At 44.6% G+C, this 18,381-nt stretch carries 21 protein-coding genes; 10 read left to right on the forward strand and 11 right to left on the reverse strand.

The window, feature by feature from the left end:
* Window positions 1-10: 10 nt before the first annotated feature.
* From MSP8886_RS06515 to MSP8886_RS06525, 3 genes are all read right to left on the reverse strand, one after another.
* Entirely contained in the window at window positions 11-430 is a 420-nt protein-coding gene (locus tag MSP8886_RS06515; protein WP_245659058.1) for an NUDIX domain-containing protein, read from the reverse strand.
* Window positions 351-1,079: a pseudouridine synthase gene (locus MSP8886_RS06520; protein ID WP_067014542.1), complete on the reverse strand. Its 729-nt coding sequence runs from the start codon at window positions 1,077-1,079 to the stop codon at window positions 351-353. The genes MSP8886_RS06515 and MSP8886_RS06520 overlap by 80 nt, the downstream gene beginning before the upstream one ends.
* 158 nt (window positions 1,080-1,237) lie before the next feature.
* The gene (locus MSP8886_RS06525) at window positions 1,238-1,510 is read right to left on the reverse strand and encodes a cold shock domain-containing protein (RefSeq protein ID WP_067013920.1); all 273 of its coding nucleotides are present in this window, start codon (window positions 1,508-1,510) and stop codon (window positions 1,238-1,240) included.
* Between the two features lie 322 nt (window positions 1,511-1,832).
* Here MSP8886_RS06525 and clpS point away from each other — a divergent pair, with 322 nt between their 5' ends.
* The gene (clpS, locus tag MSP8886_RS06530) at window positions 1,833-2,183 is read left to right on the forward strand and encodes an ATP-dependent Clp protease adapter ClpS (protein WP_217491104.1); all 351 of its coding nucleotides are present in this window, start codon (window positions 1,833-1,835) and stop codon (window positions 2,181-2,183) included.
* A gap of 20 nt (window positions 2,184-2,203) precedes the next feature.
* A complete protein-coding gene (clpA, locus tag MSP8886_RS06535; protein ID WP_067013922.1) occupies window positions 2,204-4,462 on the forward strand; it encodes an ATP-dependent Clp protease ATP-binding subunit ClpA in 2,259 nt (752 codons plus the stop codon).
* Between the two features lie 157 nt (window positions 4,463-4,619).
* Here the strand turns inward: clpA and infA are convergent, their stop codons facing one another.
* Window positions 4,620-4,838, reverse strand: coding sequence for a translation initiation factor IF-1 (gene infA, locus MSP8886_RS06540; RefSeq protein ID WP_067013924.1), 219 nt, complete (start codon window positions 4,836-4,838; stop codon window positions 4,620-4,622).
* A gap of 246 nt (window positions 4,839-5,084) precedes the next feature.
* Window positions 5,085-5,861, reverse strand: coding sequence for a leucyl/phenylalanyl-tRNA--protein transferase (aat, locus tag MSP8886_RS06545; RefSeq protein ID WP_067013926.1), 777 nt, complete (start codon window positions 5,859-5,861; stop codon window positions 5,085-5,087).
* Between the two features lie 295 nt (window positions 5,862-6,156).
* On the opposite strand from aat, the gene MSP8886_RS06550 reads away from it, so the two are divergent.
* From MSP8886_RS06550 to cobA, 6 genes are all read left to right on the forward strand, one after another.
* A complete protein-coding gene (locus MSP8886_RS06550; protein WP_245659047.1) occupies window positions 6,157-9,015 on the forward strand; it encodes a DNA translocase FtsK in 2,859 nt (952 codons plus the stop codon).
* Window positions 9,016-9,045: 30 nt separating this feature from the next.
* Window positions 9,046-9,678: an outer membrane lipoprotein periplasmic chaperone LolA gene (lolA, locus tag MSP8886_RS06555; protein WP_245659048.1), complete on the forward strand. Its 633-nt coding sequence runs from the start codon at window positions 9,046-9,048 to the stop codon at window positions 9,676-9,678.
* On the forward strand, window positions 9,678-11,021 hold the full coding sequence (locus tag MSP8886_RS06560; RefSeq protein WP_067013930.1) for a replication-associated recombination protein A: 1,344 nt from the start codon (window positions 9,678-9,680) through the stop codon (window positions 11,019-11,021). The genes lolA and MSP8886_RS06560 overlap by 1 nt, the downstream gene beginning before the upstream one ends.
* A 43-nt stretch (window positions 11,022-11,064) precedes the next feature.
* Window positions 11,065-11,436 (forward strand): fluoride efflux transporter CrcB, encoded by a 372-nt coding sequence (crcB, locus tag MSP8886_RS06565; protein ID WP_067013932.1) that lies wholly within the window; start codon window positions 11,065-11,067, stop codon window positions 11,434-11,436.
* Window positions 11,437-11,569: 133 nt separating this feature from the next.
* Window positions 11,570-12,871, forward strand: a complete 1,302-nt coding sequence (gene serS, locus MSP8886_RS06570; protein ID WP_067013934.1) for a serine--tRNA ligase — start codon at window positions 11,570-11,572, stop codon at window positions 12,869-12,871.
* A 114-nt stretch (window positions 12,872-12,985) separates the two neighbouring features.
* Window positions 12,986-13,729, forward strand: coding sequence for a uroporphyrinogen-III C-methyltransferase (cobA, locus tag MSP8886_RS06575; protein WP_067013936.1), 744 nt, complete (start codon window positions 12,986-12,988; stop codon window positions 13,727-13,729).
* A gap of 79 nt (window positions 13,730-13,808) precedes the next feature.
* On the opposite strand, the gene MSP8886_RS06580 is transcribed toward cobA, so the two are convergent.
* The 6 genes from MSP8886_RS06580 to hpf all read right to left on the reverse strand — a co-directional run bounded on the left by MSP8886_RS06580 (window position 13,809) and on the right by hpf (window position 16,422).
* Window positions 13,809-14,135 (reverse strand): TusE/DsrC/DsvC family sulfur relay protein, encoded by a 327-nt coding sequence (locus MSP8886_RS06580; protein ID WP_067013938.1) that lies wholly within the window; start codon window positions 14,133-14,135, stop codon window positions 13,809-13,811.
* Between the two features lie 5 nt (window positions 14,136-14,140).
* Window positions 14,141-14,428: a DsrH/TusB family sulfur metabolism protein gene (locus MSP8886_RS06585; RefSeq protein WP_067013940.1), complete on the reverse strand. Its 288-nt coding sequence runs from the start codon at window positions 14,426-14,428 to the stop codon at window positions 14,141-14,143.
* A gap of 2 nt (window positions 14,429-14,430) precedes the next feature.
* The gene (locus MSP8886_RS06590) at window positions 14,431-14,775 is read right to left on the reverse strand and encodes a DsrE family protein (protein ID WP_067013942.1); all 345 of its coding nucleotides are present in this window, start codon (window positions 14,773-14,775) and stop codon (window positions 14,431-14,433) included.
* Window positions 14,776-14,779: 4 nt separating this feature from the next.
* Window positions 14,780-15,172, reverse strand: a complete 393-nt coding sequence (gene tusD, locus MSP8886_RS06595; protein WP_067013944.1) for a sulfurtransferase complex subunit TusD — start codon at window positions 15,170-15,172, stop codon at window positions 14,780-14,782.
* Between the two features lie 106 nt (window positions 15,173-15,278).
* Window positions 15,279-15,935: a Bax inhibitor-1/YccA family protein gene (locus MSP8886_RS06600; RefSeq protein WP_067013946.1), complete on the reverse strand. Its 657-nt coding sequence runs from the start codon at window positions 15,933-15,935 to the stop codon at window positions 15,279-15,281.
* 169 nt (window positions 15,936-16,104) lie between these two features.
* On the reverse strand, window positions 16,105-16,422 hold the full coding sequence (gene hpf, locus MSP8886_RS06605) for a ribosome hibernation-promoting factor, HPF/YfiA family (protein ID WP_067013948.1): 318 nt from the start codon (window positions 16,420-16,422) through the stop codon (window positions 16,105-16,107).
* 237 nt (window positions 16,423-16,659) lie between these two features.
* Here hpf and MSP8886_RS06610 point away from each other — a divergent pair, with 237 nt between their 5' ends.
* Together MSP8886_RS06610 and MSP8886_RS06615 are read left to right on the forward strand one after the other, a co-directional pair.
* Window positions 16,660-17,571 (forward strand): DnaT-like ssDNA-binding domain-containing protein, encoded by a 912-nt coding sequence (locus MSP8886_RS06610; RefSeq protein ID WP_067013950.1) that lies wholly within the window; start codon window positions 16,660-16,662, stop codon window positions 17,569-17,571.
* The gene (locus MSP8886_RS06615; RefSeq protein WP_245659049.1) at window positions 17,480-18,286 is read left to right on the forward strand and encodes a replication protein P; all 807 of its coding nucleotides are present in this window, start codon (window positions 17,480-17,482) and stop codon (window positions 18,284-18,286) included. The genes MSP8886_RS06610 and MSP8886_RS06615 overlap by 92 nt, the downstream gene beginning before the upstream one ends.
* Window positions 18,287-18,381 lie beyond the last annotated feature (95 nt).

An 18,381-nucleotide genomic window follows, 5' to 3' on the forward strand; every position in this document is an offset into this window, starting at 1 on the left:
ACATTGTACTTCATTTTTGCGAGGTCGGCACAGGCGATAAGTGCTGATCAGACAAGAATGATATGGAAATAATGGGGTTGTTTATGAAATCTTCAATGCACGTTTTAATTAATGGACTGCGATGGGGAAGAGCCATGATTTCCTCATAGGTGAGCCAATGGCTTGAATCAATATCCGCATCGAGGGGGTCGTTGGTTTCGTTTACCGGTTCACAGACAAAACAAAGACGATGGTAGGTGTCTGCCCCTTCGTATGGTGTAAAAGCATACAAGCCTAGTAAGCCGATTGGTTTAACGATCCAACCAGACTCCTCTTTTGTTTCGCGGATGACCGCCTCGGTGACGCTTTCATTATTTTCGACGTGTCCGGCTGGCTGGTTGATGACCAGTTTTCCGTCCTGCCACTCTTTTACCATGAGATACTGGTTGATTTCGAGATGTGGGTGGCGTCTTGTTACTAGGGCGGCGACGGTTAGGTGTGGCAGTTTTCCTCTTTCTTCGTTTTTCAAAGTTCTCTACCTCTTCAATAAGTTCACTGGTCGGTTCTGCAAAGCGCCAAACGCCTGAGTTTAGATCCTCTAAGGTATAGGGGCCTATGGCATAGCGAACCAAGCGTAGCGTAGGAAAGCCGACAGCAGCGGTCATACGGCGTACCTGACGGTTTTTTCCTTCATGGATTTGGAGGGCTATCCAGCTCGTCGGAATGGCTTCTCGATAACGAACTGGCGGGGTTCTTGGCCAAAGGTCTGGTGCGGCTAAACGCGAGGCCTGGGCGGGTTTGGTTAGACCGTCTTTTAGCTCGACGCCTTGGCGAAGTTGTTCGAGTGCATGGTCTGTTATCTCGCCTTCTACCTGAACCCAATAGGTTTTTGGCCATTTGAAATCAGGGGAAGCGACAATGTGTTGGATGGCTCCCTGATTTGTCAACAGCATTAATCCCTCTGAGTCATAATCTAGACGACCTGCAGCATAAAAATCAGGCACATTGATGAACTCCGCTAATGTGGCTTTACCATCGTCAGTGGAAAATTGGCTGAGTACTCGAAAGGGCTTGTTAAAGGCAATAATGGAAGAGCTCATGGGGTAATTACAATCTTCAGGTGAATGATGCAAGTAAAAAGAGCAGGTAAGATGGGCGCTAAAAAGCCTACCTGCACACATCTCTTATAACAGGTAAGATAGCAAAAAAAGCGCGCTATGGCGACGTAGTACGTCGCCTTGGCTCAAAGGTGTGACTTTTAGGCGGTTTGTTTTTGTTGAGCAACTTCTCCTTTCTCTTCTTGTTGGGGAGAATCCGATTGGCTGGTTGTTACTGGGGTGATATCAATGGCATGAAGGCCACGCTTACCTGGCTCAACCTGAAAGGTCACCGCTTGTCCGGCTTTTAACGTTTTATAGCCTTCTACCTTGATGGCGGAGTAGTGAATAAATAAATCTTCATTAAATTCTTCACAAACGATAAAACCATAGCCTTTGGCATTGTTGAACCACTTAACGGATCCACTGTGCATGAGTCACTCCTTATTTACTCTGGTTACCATAGATGGCTAATAATTCGCAGCGCTTTGAATTATCACGTAAAGTGGTTATTAAAAGCCTGCATAACGCATTTAAAGCATGTAATGACTTACTTAATAGGTTCAAAATGTTAAGTTGTTTTCGTGCTATGATTTTAATCATAAACATTGGTTGCACATTTTAAGCCTTTCATAATTGAGGATAGAAGCCCTTTTGGAATTTGTAAAATCCAAGTGGTAATGTGTATACGTATAAGCTTGTAATCCACCTTTTTATGGTGAATTATGTGAAAAATTGTAGCCTCAGAGGCATGGGATGATTGTAAATCAACAAATTAGACTAATATCAGAAGATGAGGATCAGTTTGGGCATTCTAATATTGCCCTTGCGCCAGACGAAACGGAGTTGAAACCACCATCCATGTACCAAGTGGTGTTATTCAATGATGATTTCACACCAATGGATTTTGTGGTATTTGTTCTTCAGCGCTTTTTTTCGATGGATGGAGAAAAGGCTAATCGGGTGATGTTGGAGGTTCACCAAAAAGGAAAAGGGGTTTGCGGTATTTATCCATTTGATATTGCAGAAACCAAAGTGGCAATGGTACAACAGTTTACAGAGCAAAATGAGCACCCCTTAATGTGTGACTTAGAAAAAGTCGACTGACTCAGAGTGAGGGAATAGCAATGTTAGATAAAGAGCTAGAACAGACCCTAAATAATGCCTTCAAAGCGGCGCGTGACAAGCGCCATGAATTCATGACGGTAGAGCATTTGTTGCTGGCGTTGATCGGTAACGGTGCGGCATCTACTGTCCTAACTGCCTGTGGCGTTGGCTTAGAAACGCTTAGTAAGGAGCTTGAGGAGTTTGTCGATAGTACTACACCGCTGATTCCTGATGATGACACAGAGCGCGAAGTTCAACCCACGTTAGGTTTTCAACGAGTACTACAGCGCGCGGTTTTTCATGTACAGTCTTCTGGTAAACGTGAAGTTACGGGTGCCAATGTGTTGGTCGCTATCTTTAGCGAGCAAGAAAGCCAAGCTGTTTATTTATTAAAACGCCATGGTGTGGCCCGCATTGATGTGGTCAATTATGTGGCGCACGGCATATCGAAACTAGGCAATGCTTCCTCTCAAGGGATGGAGCAAGAAGAGGAAGAGGGCGAAGAAGGCACAACGGCACCGTTGCAAAAGTTCGCCACTAACCTGAACGAAGAAGCCAAAGCCGGTAAAATCGATAAATTGATTGGTCGTGAATACGAAGTTGAGCGGGTGATTCAAACCTTGTCTCGTCGTCGTAAAAACAACCCACTGCTCGTCGGTGAATCGGGTGTGGGGAAAACCGCCATTGCTGAGGGGTTAGCCAAGCGCATTGTCGATGGACAAGTGCCTGATGTGATTGCCGATGGGGTGGTTTACTCTTTAGATCTTGGGGCTTTGCTTGCTGGTACAAAATACCGTGGCGATTTCGAAAAACGTCTTAAACACCTTTTGGGCGAGTTGAAAAAACAGCCCAATGCGATTTTATTTATCGATGAAATTCATACCATAATTGGCGCGGGTGCCGCTTCTGGCGGTGTTATGGACGCTTCCAACTTGTTGAAACCTGTATTGAGTTCGGGCGGATTGCGTTGTATCGGATCAACCACGTTCCAAGAGTTCCGTGGTGTGTTTGAAAAAGATCATGCTTTGGCGCGCCGGTTCCAGAAAATTGATGTGAATGAACCTAGTGTCGATGATACTTATCAAATTCTCAAAGGCATTATTGGGGCGTTTGAGGAACATCACAAAATCAAATATGAAGAGCCCGCGTTATTGGCAGCCGCAGAATTGGCTCAACGCTATGTGACTGATCGTCATATGCCAGATAAGGCGATTGATGTAGTGGATGAAGCGGGTGCTTATCAACGTTTGCAACCGGAAGATAAGCGTAAGAGCACTATTACTGTGTCTGATATTGAAGACATCGTATCTAAGATTGCCCGTGTTCCTGTTAGAGCGGTTAACTCTGATGATCGTCAGGTCTTGTCTAACTTGGAGCGCAATCTGAAAATGGTGGTGTTTGGGCAAGATGATGCGATTGACTCGCTGTCTTCTGCGATTAAATTGTCTCGTGCTGGTTTGAAGGCAGAGCAAAAACCAATAGGTTCTTTCTTAATGGCAGGGCCAACGGGTGTGGGTAAAACAGAAGTGACCAAACAGCTTGCTAAGCAATTGGGGCTTGAGTTGATCCGCTTTGATATGTCTGAGTATATGGAGCGTCATGCGGTATCTCGTTTAATTGGTGCGCCGCCAGGTTATGTTGGTTTTGACCAAGGTGGGCTGCTGACAGAAGCGGTTACCAAGAACCCACACAGTGTGGTGTTGTTAGATGAGATTGAAAAGGCCCACCCAGAAGTCTTTAATCTACTACTGCAGGTAATGGATCACGGTACGTTGACGGATAACAATGGTCGTAAAGCCGATTTCCGGAACGTGATTCTGGTGATGACTTCAAATGCCGGGGCAGAAGAGTTAGCAAAACGCTCTATTGGTTTCTCTAGTCAAGATAACTCAACCGATGGCTTAGAGATTATCAACCGAACCTTTACACCAGAGTTTAGAAACCGTTTGGATGCCGTCATTCAGTTCAAACAATTGGATGAGCGAATTATCTTTAGCGTTGTGGATAAATTCCTAGTGGAATTGCAGGCTCAATTGGATCCTAAGGGTGTATTACTGGAAGTTTCCGATACTGCTCGAGGCTGGTTAGCAAGCAAAGGTTATGACCGTCAGATGGGCGCGCGTCCGATGGCTCGCGTCATTCAAGAGCACCTAAAGAAACCGCTGGCCGATCATATTCTATTTGGTGATTTGCATGAGGGGGGGAATGTGAAGGTGACATTGGATGAAAAACGTGATGAGCTTAAATTTGATGTCGTCAAAGAAGCTGTTGTGCATTAATACCGCTTGGTCTAGCGAGTATTTCTATTCGGCGGCGAATAGAAATAGCTGGAGAATAGAAAAGTAAGCCATAAAAAAACCGGACTCAGTCCGGTTTTTTTATGTTTCTGTTGCAGTACACCAAGGTTCGAAATCAAACGGTTTGGTGAGCAATGAATTAACGAGAACGGTAAACGATACGGCCTTTGGAAAGGTCGTAAGGTGTTAGTTCTACTTTTACTTTATCGCCAGTTAAAATACGGATGTAGTTTTTGCGCATTTTTCCAGAGATATGAGCAATTACAACGTGTCCATTTTCTAGTTCGACACGGAACATGGTATTAGGCAACGTATCAATGATCGTGCCCTCCATTTCTAAGCCTTCTTCTTTTGCCACAATATGTGTCCTATGGTATTAACTAAATTTATTAGTAGACGCGCGAACCAAACCAATGGGTTGATTCGCAGACGGCAAGGAGAGTCGAGTCTCTTCTTCGACCGATGTATCGCTAAACGACTAAACCGGACCTTTACTAAAAGTCTCTTTACTGAGTTTAACGATGTCTGAATTTTGATCGAGGCATATTTTGCCTAAAAAGTCGGCGTAAGGCAAACTTAGATGCCGTTTAAGCGATGGTTATTTTCAAAAATTGGGCGTTTTGATGCCAAAAATGGCCTGATTATTCAATAAATCGTTTTTTTTCGGCGAGGGAATCAGTACCTCTAGGGCGTGAACAAACTTTGATCGCGCCATGAGCGTGGCACCAAGTGTCAACAAATGATCGGATTCGACCTGACAATCAATTAGTTCAATTTGATACTCTTCGGAGCGGCGGCAAAACTCTCTGAGTGCGAGTTTTGACGCATTGGGATAGAGTGAAAACATAGATTCGCCAAAAAACATCTTTCCCATTGCAACGCCATAAAACCCGCCAACCAGTTTGCCATTAATACGAGATTCGAAAGAGTGAGCAAAGCCTAGCTTGTGTAAATTCTTATAAGCGTTTTTAATATCTTCAGAAATCCAAGTGCCTTCTTTTTGGGCGCGTAATTCTGCGCAGTGATGGATCACGCTATCAAAGTCTTGATTTAGGCTAAATGACCAATTGTCTCTGTTAGCGGCCTTTCTTAAGGATCTTGATTCGTGAAAAGCACGGGGAACAAGGGCGCAGCGTTCTTTTGGATGCCACCACAAAATCGGATCTGGGTCACTATACCAAGGAAAAAAGCCTTTACTGTATAAATGGATTAGGCGCTCAGAGGAGAGGTCTCCGCCAACGGCGGAAAGGCCTTCAGGATCATCGAGTGCTTTGTTAGGATTGGGAGTATCAAGCACATCGTCACTTAGTAGCACCAATTCCTGTTGAGCTATTTCAGTGGGGTCGTTTGGAGTTTGATCGGTTGGATGATGCTGAGGCATATGGTTTGCGCCCTTAATGTGTATTTGGATGCGTTAATTTAAGACGGTCACAATAATTGAGTTGTATCTTGCTCATAAGGTTCTTATAAAACAATCTATTATAGAGCCATAGTGTTTTAAAACGATAGTTAGTCTGCTGTGTTTCTAAGACAAGCAAGAAGTTTGTAAAAGTAAACCGTCAATTCTTTGGCGGCGCTTTTTTATGTTAAGCTTGGCGTACTTATTGCTCCGCTCTGGAGCCCGTATTTTACCTGATTTATTTTTATCTAACTTATAGTAACAGGATGGATGTGTTTTGGCTGAAGAAGTGAGTGAGTCTGGACGATCACCGGTTTGGAATATGTTTGCCAAACAAGCGGCGTTTATTGCCGCTTTGTTGTTTTTGCTTTTCTTTGGTTTGGCAACGTACACATATAGTCCAGATGACCCAGGCTGGTTTTATTCTGGTAGCGGTGGGCCGATACATAATTCGATGGGGCCAATTGGTGCACTGATTGCCGATTTGTTTTCAAGTTTTTTTGGCTCTTTATTTTATTCATTACCACCTTTATTTTTGTGGGTAGTGATCATCTTATGGCGCAATCCCCATAAGTTGTTGGCGATCAATAATGCGCTGTTATGCACGATTGGCTCTATTCTGTATTTATCTTTTGGTTCAGTGCTTTGTTATTTACATACCGTGGGCAACACCTCGTTGCAGTATGGTACGGGAGGAATATTAGGACGCGGATTGGGGAAGGTGTTATATCGCTTTATTGGCTATGATGGCGCAACGCTAGTTGGGCTAGCTTTGGTTATTTTGGCGTTTACTCTGTTAACCCAAGTGCACTGGATGGCAGTGATCGATGGTTTAGGGGCGAGAGTGTATAACCTGATCGTCAGGCTGAACGATTACCGGCTCGCTAGAAAAGCAGCCAAAGCAGAAAGGCTAGCTCAAGAAGCGCTGTTAGCGCCAGATGACGCAGAAGTAAAAGCTCCAGTGGCAACGGCTTCTAAAGGGAAGAAAGCGACGCAGGATGTGCTTGATGATGAGTTGGATGAACCCGCTATTCTGCGCAAGCGAAGATTGACCCGTGAAAGCAAGGCGAAAGTGGGGGCTGAAAAGTCTTATGCGTCTCCCGTTGAGCCGGTTGAGGAAGAAGAGACGGAATCCACTGCTAAGAAGCGGTTTTCGCTGGCTAGGCTGTTCTCTCGCTCTAAATCTGCAAAAACAAAAGAAGAACATGACATATCCCATGAAGAACCTGTCTTTGATGGCCTTGATGAATTATCTTGGGATGAAACCGATGTATCTGTCGGCGATACCTTGTATATCGAAGATGATGAATCACAAGCCTTGCAAAATGCCGAGCTGAAAAAGCGGGCAGATGAGGCGAAATACTCTCGAAATGGTCAGGCTAAGAACTTGGCGTTAGACGATAAAATGGAAGAGCCACTTGATTTTACGTCTGCGCCTAAAGCTAGCCCGAGTGTTTCGTCGGCAAAGATTCAAGAGAACACATCAGGTGCAATGTTAGCGACAGAAGAGTTCGTGTCACAGAAAAGTGGCCAAGAAGCGGCTGTTGAGGGAAGTTCAACGCATCGCCCTGCGTTTCGTACTTTGTCTGAAGCCAAGCAGCTAGACAGTATCAATGGACCTTATTCGGAAGAAGAGTCCTCTCGTTCTCAACCAACTTATTCTTTGCCAGATCGCTCTGTGTTAGCGAAGCCTAGGCCCAAACAGGGTGGGTATACGGAAGATGAGCTGGTGGGCTTGTCTGAGCTATTAGAGCGTCGCCTGCAAGACTTCGGTGTAAAAGCTGAGGTGGTCGAAGTGAATCCGGGCCCCGTAATCACCCGATTTGAAATACAGCCTGCTCCGGGAGTAAAAGTCTCACGGATTACGAATCTTGCTAAAGATTTAGCCCGATCTATGAGTGTCATGAGCGTGCGGGTGGTTGAGGTTATTGCGGGTAAGTCGACGATCGGTATCGAGATTCCCAACCAAGTGCGCGACACCGTGTATTTTTCTGAGGTGATTAACTGCGAGATGTACGATAAAGCCACCTCGCCATTAACCTTGTCTCTTGGACATGATATTTCTGGTGAGCCTGTGGTGGTGGATTTGGCAAAAATGCCTCATGTGTTGGTGGCAGGGACAACTGGTTCGGGTAAATCTGTTGGGGTAAACGCGATGATCCTCAGTATGTTGCTCAAGTCTACACCGGACGAAGTGCGCATGATCATGGTTGACCCTAAAATGTTGGAATTGTCGATTTATGAGGGGATTCCACATCTGCTGACCCCCGTTATCACGGATATGAAAGATGCCGCTAATGGCTTGCGTTGGTCAGTTGATGAAATGGAGCGTCGTTATAAGCTGATGTCGAAATTGGGCGTGCGTAATATTGCAGGCTATAACAAGAAGGTGCGCGAGGCCATTGAGGCAGGTCAACCGATTGAAGACCCATTATGGCAGCCTGAAATGGCGATGTTCTCAGAGGACGGTGTGGCGAGAACCGTGCCACACCTAGAGCCATTACCTTACATTGTTATCATAGTGGATGAGTTTGCCGACATGATGATGATTGTGGGTAAAAAAGTGGAAGAGCTAATTGCACGTATTGCACAAAAAGCACGAGCAGCGGGTATTCACTTGATTCTGGCGACTCAGCGTCCCTCCGTAGACGTGATCACTGGATTGATCAAGGCGAATATTCCGACTCGAATGGCATTCCAAGTGTCATCAAAAATTGACTCTAGGACCATTCTAGATCAAGGTGGGGCGGATCAACTGTTGGGGATGGGGGACATGCTCTATCTACCTGCGGGTTTGCCTACTCCGATTCGAGTGCATGGTGCATTTGTGTCTGATGATGAGGTCCACGCCGTAGTGGAGGAATGGAAGGAGCGCGGGGAGCCTAACTACATTAATGATGTGGTTGTGAATCCTGAAGACTTAATGTCTGGTGAGGATACAGAAGACAAAGATGCTCTTTATGATGACGCTGTTAAAATTGTCATTGAGACACGTAAAGCATCCATTTCGTCCATACAACGGCGCTTAAAAATTGGTTACAACCGGGCGGCCAATCTCGTTGAGGCTATGGAAGCGGCGGGATTAGTGGGGCCGATGGGGACTAATGGACAACGTGATATTTTAATTCCCGAGTAATGATGCGGGAAGAATTTTCAGGAGAGTATTTTGATTTATAGAATGATGCTAATACTAGCGGTGGTGCTAACAGGGTTCAGTAACCTTACTTTCGCAGCCAGTAATAACAGTGCCGCAACGCAATTGAGCCAGCTTTTGGAGCATAACCGTAATTTAAAGGGTGCATTTCATCAAGAAACCTATGATGGCTCTGGCAAACAAGTCCAGGAAAGTGATGGTGTGTTTATTCTTGCCAAGCCTAACCGCTTTCTTTGGAACAGTATTGCGCCTTATCCTCAGCGCATTATTTCCAACGGTAAGACCGTGATGATTTGGGATGTGGATTTGCAACAAGCTACCAAAAAACCATTATCAGGTGAGGTGGGTCGTTCTCCTGCTGCGTTATTGGGAATGCCAGCAGCAAAAATTTTGCCAAATTACAAGGTGACGAAACTCGATACTAACCGTTTTCGCTTAGAGCCAAAAAACCAAGATGACAACATGTTTAAACAGCTCACATTGTCGTTTAAAGACGGTAAAATTTCTGATATGAGTATTTTGGATGGCTTGGGGCAGACGACCATTATTCACTTTAAAGATGTTGAATTTCATACCGGTGAGCCTGCGAAAACATTTTCCCTAGCCGTTCCTGATGACGTGGACGTGATTCAAGAAGGGCAGTAATGGAGGATCTTTTTGCTGAGCAACAAGCAGGGTCTTATCAGCCTTTAGCCGCTCGAATGCGTCCCAGACAATTGAGCGACTATATTGGTCAATCTCATCTCGTTGGTGACGGCCGTCCGTTGCGGCGCATGGTGGAAACTGGTCATTGCCATTCTTTTATTTTATGGGGACCACCAGGCGTTGGTAAAACTACCTTTGCTCAGTTATTGTCTCATGCGCTAGATGCTCAGTTTATTGAGCTGTCAGCTGTCATGTCCGGTGTGAAAGATATTCGGGCTGCTGTTGATCAAGCGAAGCAGATGCGTATGATGCGAGATGTGCAAACGGTGTTGTTTGTTGACGAAGTGCATCGCTTTAATAAGTCCCAGCAAGATGCTTTTTTGCCATACATTGAAGATGGGACTTTCTTGTTTATTGGTGCCACAACGGAAAACCCTGCATTTGAACTAAACTCAGCGCTTTTGTCTCGTGCCCGTGTGTATCGGTTGAAAACGCCCTCTGTTGATGACATTAAAGTGGTTTTGCAGCGAGCCTTAGCAGACTCAGAAAGAGGCATCGCGCAAGCCGGTTTGCAATTGAGTGATAATGACTTGTCGATTCTGGCGCAAGCGGCGGATGGTGATATTCGTCGTGGGTTAAATTTTTTGGAAATATTGTCGGATTTTGTCGAGCCTGGTGTGCCAGTCACCCATGAACATCTAGAGGATGTGTTAGGAGGCAGTGTGCGCCGCTTTGATCGTGGTGGCGATGCCTTTTATGATCAAATATCGGCGTTTCACAAGTCCGTTCGTGGTTCATCACCAGATGGTGCATTATATTGGATGGCGCGAATGTTGGATGGTGGCTGTGATCCCTTGTATATTGCGCGTCGTCTGCTGGCTATTGCCTCTGAAGATATTGGTAATGCTGATCCTAGGGCCTTGCAAATTGGCTTGAATGCTTGGGATATCTTTGAGCGTGTTGGCCCAGGAGAAGGTAATCGGGCGATTGCTCAAGCTGCCGTATATATGGCGTGTGCGCCTAAAAGTAATGCTGTGTATAAAGCGTTTAACCAAGCCATGTCGGATGTTTCATCACAACCAAGTTATGAAGTGCCTGTTCACCTGCGTAATGCTCCCACTGCACTTGCTAAGAATATGGGGCATGGAGAGACCTATCGTTATGCTCATAATGAAGAGCATGCTTACGCGGCAGGTGAAAACTATCTTCCAGAGGAGGTGTCTCAGGTTCGGTATTATCACCCGTCAGAACGTGGCCTTGAGAAGAAAATTGCTGATAAATTAGAATGGCTGTCGGATTTGGATGCGAGCAGTTTAATAAAACGTTACCCAGAAGATCATTAAGGTAGTGACTCAGGTAAGTAATAATAAAGAGAAGAGGATTAACATGTTTTATATAATGATTGCTATGGGTGGGGCTTTGGGAGCGTTGAGTCGTTATGGTATGACGCGATGGATTAATACGTATTGGCATCATCACTTTCCGTTTGCCACCATGCTGATTAATATCTTAGGTTGCTTCTTGATGGGAGTGGCTTTTGTGATTATAGGGGAGAAAATGCAATCCCTTGAACCTTATCGACCACTTGTTATGGTGGGTTTTTTGGGCGCATTTACCACTTTTTCTACCTTTTCTTTAGAAATTATCGCCTTGATCAATATGGAGGCTTGGCTTAGTGCCGTAAGCTATTTATTATTGAGCTGCCTATTAGGGATTGCCGCCGTTGCTGGGGGAATCTTTTTAGCGCGTTACTTTTAAATAGAGAGTGTTTAATTTAAATAGAACGTTTTTAAGCGGGTTGAGATTGATCCCGTTATTTCGCTGATTGGGTTTCAATCAGATTTTCGATCGTTATTGTTGATCATTTTTGTTAGAGGACGTAGTTGCACCGATGTTAGATATTAAAGCGCTTCGCGCTGATCCAGAAGCCATTGCGGCACAGCTTAAGAAAAAAGGTTATGAGCTAGATGTCGCTCATTTTTCTTCTTTAGAAGAGCGCCGTAAATCGATTCAGGTTGAAACAGAGCAGCTGCAACAGTCCCGTAACTCCGTATCTAAAGAAATCGGCCAAGCGATGAAAGCGGGCGATAAAGACAAAGCCGCAGAGTTAAAAGCACAGACAGCCAGTTTAGGTGATGATCTTGAGCGTGCTAAGGCACAGTTAAATCAAATTCAGGAAGAACTGGAGAGTCTGTTAGAGGGAATTCCAAATATTCCCCATGAGTCGGTTCCTGAAGGCACCTCTGAAGACGATAACGTTGAGATTCGTCGTTGGGGAGAGCCAAAAACATTCGACTTTCAGCCTAAAGATCATGTGGATCTAGGTGCTGCTTTAGAGCAATTAGATCTTGAAACCGCTGTTAAAATAACGGGTTCCCGTTTTGTGGTCCTATATCGTGAACTAGCGCGTCTTCATCGAGCCTTAACGCAGTTTATGATTAATACTCATGCGGATCTTCACGGCTATTCAGAAGTATATGTGCCTTACTTGGTCAATGCTCACTCTTTAAAGGGAACGGGGCAGCTACCTAAGTTTGAAGAAGATTTGTTTAAAGTGCCTGTGGATAAAGACAGTGGAAACAATGATTTATACTTGATACCAACTGCCGAAGTGCCAGTCACTAACCTAGTGCGTGATGAGATTCTCAATGATGTGGATTTGCATAAAAAGTTTGTTGCTCATACGCCGTGCTTCCGTAGTGAAGCGGGCAGTTATGGCCGCGATACACGTGGTATGATTCGCCAACACCAATTTGAAAAAGTCGAATTGGTGCACATCTGCCGCCCTGACCGTTCCGAAGCGGCCCTTGAAGAGCTGGTTGGTCATGCAGAAGTGATTTTGCAAAAGCTAGAACTTCCTTATCGTACCGTCATTTTATGTGGTGGCGATTTAGGTTTCTCTGCTCATAAAACCTATGACATAGAAGTATGGTTACCAGGTCAAGATAAGTACCGTGAGATTTCTTCTTGTTCAAATATGTGGGACTTCCAAGCGCGTCGTATGCAGGCTCGCTGGCGTAACCCTGAAACAGGTCGTCCCGAATTGGTTCATACCTTAAACGGATCGGCTTTGGCCGTGGGCCGTACTTTGGTAGCGGTTCTTGAAAATTACCAAAATGAAGATGGTTCTGTGCGTGTTCCTGATGTACTCGTGCCTTATATGGGTGGTAAAACGGTCATTGGTAAAGCTTAGGTTTGATTTGCCGATATTGTGCTCAGTGATCATGTATTGAGTGACATAGAATTGATAATGCAAAAAGCCTCTTTCTAAGGAGGCTTTTTTGTAAACGATAGCAAGAGAAGAAACATGGCTGGTAAAGTCTATTTAGTCGGTGCAGGTCCTGGTGATCCCGATTTATTAACCATTAAAGCGCATCGTCTGATTACTACTGCAGAAGTGGTGCTCTACGACCGTTTAGTGGGAGCAGAGATTGTTGCGTTGATCCCAAACAGTGCTGAAAAAATGTATGTGGGTAAGGCGAAATCCTTACATAGCCTCCCTCAAGAAGAGATCAATAGCTTGTTGGCGAAAAAAGCTAAAGAGGGGAAGGTGGTAGTTCGTCTTAAGGGGGGCGATCCTTTTATTTTTGGGCGCGGTGGTGAAGAGCTAGAAGAGCTTGTGGAAGAGGGGGTACCGTTTGAGGTAGTGCCTGGAGTGACGGCTGCGGCGGGTTGTGCGGCGTACTCGGGGATTCCGCTTACCCACCGAGACTACGCACAATCTGTGCGTTTTTTAACGGGTCATTTAAAAGACGGTACAACGGAGCTGCCTTGGGATGAATTGGTTCATCCAGCGCAAACCTTAGTCATTTACATGGGGCTAACTGGGCTTGAAGAAATTAGCCAATCGTTAATTCGATTTGGAATGAAGCCTTCTATGCCTGTTGCGGTTGTTGAAAAAGGTACTACGTCAGAGCAACGGGTGTTTACCTCGACCATTCGCAATATCCATCAAGTGGTGACTGATAATGATGTAAAATCGCCTGCCTTACTGATTATTGGTGAGGTGGTGACATTGCAAAGCAAGCTTGAATGGCATGGTAAGTATTAATTAAGCAGGCATCCTAAAAAGCCGTTTAACAAATAAGAAAAAGGCGAAAATGGCGCTTTTTTCTTATTGCTTTATTGTCTTATAGGCAGTTTGCTGGTTTGGGTAAACCTGCAATTTTAGCGGCTAGCTTGGGTGGGCTGCCAGGAAATAGCTTCATCAGATAAATGCTCTTGCCTTTTTCTGGGCCAAGCTCTTTTGTTACGGCTTTCACTAAGGGACGCATGGCAGGAGAGACTTCAAATTGTTGATAAAAGTGTCGTAATAAATGGATGATCTCCCAATGCTCCGAGGAAAGTGTTAGGTCTTCTTTGGCGGCGAGTGCTTCGGCCAGTTCGGGAGTCCAGTCGTCTAAATTAAGTAAATAGCCTTCTTCATCTAAGGCAAGTTGATCTGAGTGATATGTCATGTCTTTTACCAGCTAATGTTTGAATCAGCGCGCAGTGTTATGCCCACCCATTGAGTGTCGTCCAGAGCACAGCCAATATCGGGCGTGAGGCCATAAGCCTGAGCATCTGCTTGCAGATAATAAAGCGAGATGCCTTGCTTTTCTATTAGTGACTTTAGCATTTTTTTCTGGTGGATGGTTCGCAAGATAGCCTCTTCGATGAGTACCAAGGCGTCGCCTTTTTGCAAACTATGTCGCCAAGTCTCTTCGATGGTTTCAGAGTAAGTGTGCTGGTTAAGCTGATGCAGTTGCATGATTAAAACCTGAATACATGTTCATATTTGGAAAATAACGAGTGCCATTCTTCTTTGCTGAGTGCGTGAGTGTTTGGCCAAATCTCAGTTTTGTTGGTGAGTTTGTTATTTTCAATGAATACATTGTTGATATCGTAGAATTCTAGGCCATCAAGTAGCTTATGGAGCTGTTTACCATGCTCGCTACTTGGATCCTGATTGACAAACAATAGGGCTATGGCGGCATCGGAAAGGCAAATATCGACCTGTTGCTCAAAGGTGCCTAGAACAAGAGCAAGATCTAACCCTTCTTTGCAGGCAAGTCCTGTATAAGGTGAGGTGGTTAGGTGAATAAGTGTTTTTTTCATTGGATTACCGAAACTGAATCACTTTGTGGGTAGTATTGATGAGTTCAACAAGCGTACCAAGGCCTTCTAACTGAAAGCCATCCGCTAAAGAGCTTTCAGTCAGCTCATAACGCTGGCTTTCTTTGTCATCAATAATACCGCGACGCACAGAGGCGGCTATACAAAGGTAAAGTGGTAGTTGATGTTCTTTTGCAAGACTTTGCCACGCCGCTGTTAAATCGAGCTCATCTCGGGGAGGTTGTGCCATTTTGTTGCCAATAAGCACGGCATCTTGATAGAAGAAAACACCTTCTAGAGAGTAGTTTGGGTTACTCAGTGCGGCTTTTAAAAACCGTAATGCGCTGTGGCAAGCCTTGCTTTGATAGGGCGAGCCAGTAATGAGGAGAGCATAATGCATGGTTGCGACCTTGGATAAATTTACTGGAATTTCGTCGTAGGCAAGTTTAACAATAAAAAAGGCCGCATGCAGCGGCCTTTTCTAAAGTGTTTGACTGGCAAATTAATTAGTCGTCATTTGCCATGCCAAGTAATGATAGAACACTCAAGAACATGTTATACAAAGAAACATAAAGGTTGACTGTTGCAATGATGTAGTTTGTTTCACCACCACGAATGATTTGACTTGTCTGTAACAAGATCACAGCCGCCGAGAACAGGGCAAAACCTGCTGAAATAAAGATTTGCAATGCTGGCATATGAATGAAAAAACCAGCGATCATAGCGAACAATAAGACGAAGAAGCCAACGGTCAGGAAGCCACCGAGGAAGCTAAAGTCTTTTTTCGATACGATGGCGTAGCCAGACAGGCCTAGAAAAGACAGGCCAGTAATACCTAGGGCGCTCATGATCAAGCTTGCGCCATTTGCCATACTTAAATAAGCATTCAGAATGGGGCCAAGAGTGAGGCCCATAAAGCCTGTTAGGGCGAATACACACAAAAGACCAGCCGAGCTGTTCTTAAATTTATAGGTTAGGAAAAGCAAGCCGTAGAAGCCTACTAATGTGATAATAATGCCAGGATGCGGAAGGTTAAAAGCCAAGCTCATTCCCGCAGTAAAGGCGCTGAACAGTAAGGTTAACGATAGCAAGCCATAAGTGTTGCGGAGCGTCTTATTGGCCGATTTTGACGAGTGTGTCGAAAGGGCATCTGTGTAACGCATGAGTGGTACTCCTTCAAAGTTAATATACCTTATGACCTAATATGAGGCTGTTAGTTCCAAATTTCAAGTTAGGTTTTGTAGCGTATACGTTAACACGCAAAAACACCGAGAAATATCTCGGTGTTTTGGGATGTCTCACTCTTAATCAGTAATGGATGGGAATGGCAGACTAAGATACAACGGCCACTTTGTGGGTGGCTGCGCTTTGTTTGGTTTTGTGTTTATCAACTTGCTTGCTTAGCTTGTCTATCATGGCGTCTATCGCATGAAAGAGCCTATCTTCAGAGGAGGCGGCAGCGAATATTTCTTTGCCTGGAAGATGAAGAGTTGCTTCAGCTTTTTGCTTTTTATTGTCTTTTTGTAGCGTGACATTCACCGTAGTAATTTGGTCTGTCAGCTTGGAGACTTTGTTAAATTTCTCAGTGATGTGATCTTTGATTGCAGGGGTGACATCAATGTGGTGCCCAGTAATGTTTATCGTATGCATACAACTTTTCTCCTCAGTAAAGTTGGCTTTAGGGTGAAGATATTTTCTCTTCACGTTTTCAGCATAGAAGTGGGTGAAGAAGCTGTCAATGGGATTTAATCTAACGGTCATACTCTCGTCATCACTTTATGAGTGAAAGAAAGATCTATTGATTGCAGTCTGTCTTATGTGCAGGTTATCGTGCTTATATAATCAGCTTTTGCTAGACTGTCATGCTAAACGTATGAAGCGAGAATTATGTTAAATAACGATTATTCATTGCCGATTTCATTTTCTTTGGCTGCCCAGATCGGTCTGGAAGAAACGGTGTTATTGACTTTTTTAAGGCAGCAAGCCTATATGTTCAATGCGCCTGCATTACGAATGGAGATTAGCCATCTTAATAGGCAACTTCCATTCTGGACAGTACCCATTCTGATGCGCTTATTGAACAACTTACAAATGAGTCAGTTGTTGCATTTTAAGCAGCAAGAGCAAATTTTAGAAATTCAGCTGACCGCTAAAAGTGCAGCGATTTCATCAACTATGGACTCTAGTGGTACGGCGACATCTGACTCGGTCAAAAACGGGTCTGCTTCTGGTGTTCAGTCAGATGACAGGTTGATGGAAAAAATGAACCGTCTACATCAGGCATCTCGTGAAAAAGTTACTTCTGACTATTCCACTGGAGCCTCAATGAATCCGTCTGGCGGGCATTCTCCCAGATCGCATTTTACGCCTAAACAGCAGACGACGTCTTATCCGGCTAGGAGTGCATCACGAGATCCTAACGCTCGATCACAACCACCTGTAGTAAATGATCGTCGCGGTGTAACCGATTTTGATTTGTATCTAGAGCAAAAAGAGCGTGCTCGGCAGCCAGATCAATGGCAACCTGAGGAGGCGACTCTCGAACAGATTGCCCAATCAGGCATCTCGCGTGAGTTTGCTTTATCTTTACAGGCCGAATTTTTGTTGAGAATCAAAGAACAGCGGAAAAATGTAAGAACGTGGAACAGTGAATTTTTTAAATACGTAAAACGTCAGTGGCAATATAAACAATCGGATCGGTCTTCATATGAAGGAACCTCAAGCAGTTCAAAATTTAGTAAAACCTCTCGCGAACAAGTTAGCGACGCCCTCAGCAACATCCACGACACAGACTGGTGAGCAAGCGTCTTATCAATCTCAGCAGCAAGATGAGGCACAGCAACAAACACGAGTCTTGGTAAATATGCTGTTTGCTCGGTTTAAAGCGATTTATACTCATAAATTTGCGTCGGCTTACAGTACGCCAGACGAAGTCAAGTTGGCAAAACGCGAGTGGGCGGTTGCGTTAAAAGGTTTTCAAGAGCCGCTGTTGGCGTATGCTGTAGAACGAACGAAAGAAGTTTACGCTTGGCCACCGACTATTTCTGAGTTTTTAAAACTGATTCATACTGCCTATAAGGCATATGGCTTGTTGGATCCTCGCACTGCCTATTATGAGGCGTGTCAATGTCGAAGCGACCCATTACAATATAAATGGACTCATCCTGCAGTTTACTTTGCAGGCGCACAAACAGGCTGGTATAAATTAAAGACAGAGGAAGAGCGGATTTCTTGGCCGCTTTTTGAAGCGAATTATCTTAAAATTGTAGACCGTGTTATCTCAGGGGAGCGTTTAAGCATCCCTAAAGTGTTTATGATTGAAGATAAACAGACGTTAGACATCGACGAATTGATTCGCTCCATTTCGAAAGCGCTTTCATTAGCAGAGGAAGAAATTGCTCCGATGTTTTACTATATTCACAAGACGCCAGGGTCAGGTATCCGTAAACAATATCGCAAGATAAGCAAGGAAAAGCTTAAAGTCTTGGGGTACACTGGTGCATTACCGGAATGATAATGGGTGTTAAATGCTTGTTTTGAAGGAGCTTGGACGCGATAATGGATTTACACATAGTATTGGGTCGGGCTCTTTGATGGCATCCATGCTTC

It is taken from the genome of Marinomonas spartinae (genome assembly GCF_900089775.1).
Classification (GTDB): Bacteria; Pseudomonadota; Gammaproteobacteria; order Pseudomonadales; family Marinomonadaceae; genus Marinomonas; species Marinomonas spartinae.

Excerpts from the sequence above, each read along its gene's own strand:
- clpS (WP_217491104.1), top strand. The coding sequence starts at position 1,833 with ATGATTGTAAATCAACAAATTAGACTAATATCAGAAGATGAGGATCAG.
- MSP8886_RS06615 (WP_245659049.1), top strand. The coding sequence starts at position 17,480 with ATGAAGGAACCTCAAGCAGTTCAAAATTTAGTAAAACCTCTCGCGAAC.
- MSP8886_RS06585 (WP_067013940.1), bottom strand. The coding sequence starts at position 14,428 with ATGCAACTGCATCAGCTTAACCAGCACACTTACTCTGAAACCATCGAA.
- cobA (WP_067013936.1), top strand. The coding sequence starts at position 12,986 with ATGGCTGGTAAAGTCTATTTAGTCGGTGCAGGTCCTGGTGATCCCGAT.
- serS (WP_067013934.1), top strand. The coding sequence starts at position 11,570 with ATGTTAGATATTAAAGCGCTTCGCGCTGATCCAGAAGCCATTGCGGCA.
- tusD (WP_067013944.1), bottom strand. The coding sequence starts at position 15,172 with ATGCATTATGCTCTCCTCATTACTGGCTCGCCCTATCAAAGCAAGGCT.
- MSP8886_RS06590 (WP_067013942.1), bottom strand. The coding sequence starts at position 14,775 with ATGAAAAAAACACTTATTCACCTAACCACCTCACCTTATACAGGACTT.
- MSP8886_RS06525 (WP_067013920.1), bottom strand. The coding sequence starts at position 1,510 with ATGCACAGTGGATCCGTTAAGTGGTTCAACAATGCCAAAGGCTATGGT.
- MSP8886_RS06560 (WP_067013930.1), top strand. The coding sequence starts at position 9,678 with ATGGAGGATCTTTTTGCTGAGCAACAAGCAGGGTCTTATCAGCCTTTA.
- clpA (WP_067013922.1), top strand. The coding sequence starts at position 2,204 with ATGTTAGATAAAGAGCTAGAACAGACCCTAAATAATGCCTTCAAAGCG.
- MSP8886_RS06610 (WP_067013950.1), top strand. The coding sequence starts at position 16,660 with ATGTTAAATAACGATTATTCATTGCCGATTTCATTTTCTTTGGCTGCC.
- MSP8886_RS06600 (WP_067013946.1), bottom strand. The coding sequence starts at position 15,935 with ATGCGTTACACAGATGCCCTTTCGACACACTCGTCAAAATCGGCCAAT.
- hpf (WP_067013948.1), bottom strand. The coding sequence starts at position 16,422 with ATGCATACGATAAACATTACTGGGCACCACATTGATGTCACCCCTGCA.
- aat (WP_067013926.1), bottom strand. The coding sequence starts at position 5,861 with ATGCCTCAGCATCATCCAACCGATCAAACTCCAAACGACCCCACTGAA.
- crcB (WP_067013932.1), top strand. The coding sequence starts at position 11,065 with ATGTTTTATATAATGATTGCTATGGGTGGGGCTTTGGGAGCGTTGAGT.
- MSP8886_RS06580 (WP_067013938.1), bottom strand. The coding sequence starts at position 14,135 with ATGACATATCACTCAGATCAACTTGCCTTAGATGAAGAAGGCTATTTA.
- MSP8886_RS06520 (WP_067014542.1), bottom strand. The coding sequence starts at position 1,079 with ATGAGCTCTTCCATTATTGCCTTTAACAAGCCCTTTCGAGTACTCAGC.